This is a genomic window from Propioniciclava sp., assembly GCF_036744435.1.
In the GTDB taxonomy this organism is placed as follows: domain Bacteria; phylum Actinomycetota; class Actinomycetes; order Propionibacteriales; family Propionibacteriaceae; genus Propioniciclava.
Genome location: NZ_DAIOIA010000228.1, coordinates 1 through 2,108, shown reverse-complemented (window position 1 = coordinate 2,108; position 2,108 = coordinate 1). Strand labels below are relative to the sequence as shown.

Annotated in this window: 2 protein-coding genes; one reads left to right on the top strand and one right to left on the bottom strand. The window is 66.9% G+C overall.

Annotated elements, in window-relative coordinates:
• Nucleotides 1-2: 2 nt before the first annotated feature.
• Entirely contained in the window at nt 3-620 is a 618-nt protein-coding gene (locus tag V7E09_RS15460; protein ID WP_164987525.1) for an MptD family putative ECF transporter S component, read from the bottom strand.
• Nucleotides 621-766: 146 nt separating this feature from the next.
• Between V7E09_RS15460 and V7E09_RS15455 the strand changes: the two genes are divergently transcribed.
• Nucleotides 767-2,108, top strand: a 1,342-nt coding sequence (locus V7E09_RS15455) for an ABC transporter ATP-binding protein (protein ID WP_324523720.1), incomplete at its 3' end; no start/stop codon positions are given.

Here is a 2,108-nt window from a genome sequence, read left to right as displayed (position 1 = left end):
CATCAGGCGATGCCGGCGCGCTCGAAGTGCTTGCGCAGGACGCCGCGGCCGAGGTAAGCGCCGATCAGGGTGCCGACGGCCACCTGGACCGGGATGGTGAACCAGAACCAGGACTGCATCAGCGACTTCACGGTGGTGACGTACTCCGTGCCGTAGGCAGGTTCGATGGCGGCCAGGTAGGCGTCCAGGTTGAGCATCATCGGCAGGTAGGGGCCGAAGATCCACAGGGAGAACACGAAGTAGCCCGCCAGGGTGTGCTTCCAACTGGAGTAGTTGCCAGCGCGGAAGATCAGGTCGGCGAGGAAGGCGACCAGCGGCGCGATGATGAGGGATTGCCAGCTGTGGCCGCCCCCGGTCATCACCAGGCCGACGAGCAGGCCGGTGATGGTGACCATGCCGAACTTCTTGACCCGGGTCAGGTAGAGCATGAACGGGATGCCGCCGACGATCGGGCACATCAGGGCGAGCAGGACCATGAAGATCGGGATGATGCCGAGCATCCCCGCGACGTAGAAGGCGACGATGTAGAACGCCGAGAAGACTCCGACGGTGATGAGGTCCTTGACGGTGAGCCGGCCTCCGGTGGTGGCGGTTGCGGGTGGTTGGTGCGTGGCGGACACGGGTTCTCCTTGGATGCGGTGGTGCGACAATCTCAGATGTTAGGTAAGGCTTACCTGACTAAGTACCACTCTGGCACACTGTCTCACGTCTGTGACAATGTACTACATAATGAGAACAGTTCTCATCAAAGAGTAGGGAGAGTGGTGTGTCCACCGCGACACTCGAAGTAGCCCCTGAGCAGTCCGCCGTCGCGCACACGACGCCGGCTGCGGATCGCGTCCGTGTCGGCGCGCTGTTGTCCGAAGTGAAGGGCCCGCTGACGCTCGCGGTCCTCCTCTACGTCGTGTCCTCGCTGGCCTCGATCGTCCCCCTGATCGGCGTCGTCGAACTCACCCGCACCCTGCTGCCCATGGCCTGGGGGCAACCTGTTGACGCCGACCACGCCTGGCTCATCGCCTGGATCGTCGCCGGTGCGCTGCTGGTCCGGGCCGTCGCCCAGTTCAGCGCGCTCATGATCACCCATCTCGCCGACGCCGACCTGGGCGCCTCGTTGCGCACCCGCATCGTCGATCACCTGCGCGTCGTCCCGCTCGGCTGGTTCGGCACCCGGTCCTCGGGCCGGGTCAAGAAGGCCGCCCAGGACGACGTCGGCACCATGCACCACCTCGTGGCCCACTCCATCACCGACATGACCGCCGCGATCGTCGTCCCCGTCGCCACCATGGCCTACCTGCTCGTCATCGAATGGCGGATGGCGCTCGTCGCCCTGCTGCCCATGGTCGCCGCCGTGATCCTGTACGCCATCTCCCTGGGCGGATCCATGGAGCTCTACCAGCGCTACGACGACTCGCTGGCCGAGATCAACGCCGCCACCGTCGAGTACGCGCGCGGCATCGCCGTGGTCAAGGCCTTCGGACAGGCCGGACGCGCCCACGCCCGCTTCGCGGACACCTGCCAGCGGTTCATCACCTTCTTCGGGCAGTGGATGCGCAAGGCCGTGCTGTCCGGAGTCCTCATGGAGATCGTCTCCTCCCCGCCCGTCGCTCTGGCCGCCTTGACGCTCACCGGGGTCGCCCTGGTCGGCAGCGGCGTCCCCTTCATCGACGTCCTGCCCGGCCTGGTCCTCGGCCTCGGAATCTCCGCGCCCGTGCTGGCCCTCGGCTTCGGCTTCCAGGAGCTCCGCGAAGCCCAAGAAGCAGCCAACCACGTCGGGGAACTCCTCGGCGCCGCACCCATGCCCGAGCCTGCCCACCCGCGCGAGCCCCAGGGCAACGACGTCGACGTCGAGAACGTCACCTTCAGCTACAACGAAGGCTCCCTCGCCCTCGACGGGGTCTCCCTGCACCTGCGACCCGGCACCGTCACCGCCCTCGTCGGGGCGTCCGGGTCCGGCAAGTCGTCCCTGGCCCGCCTGGTGCCACGCTTCTACGATCCCCAAGCGGGTGCCGTGACGCTCGGCGGCGTCCCCGTGGATCACGTCGCCGGCGACGACCTCTACCAGCGCGTCGGGTTCGTGTTCTCCGACGACTACCTGCTCAACGCGTCCC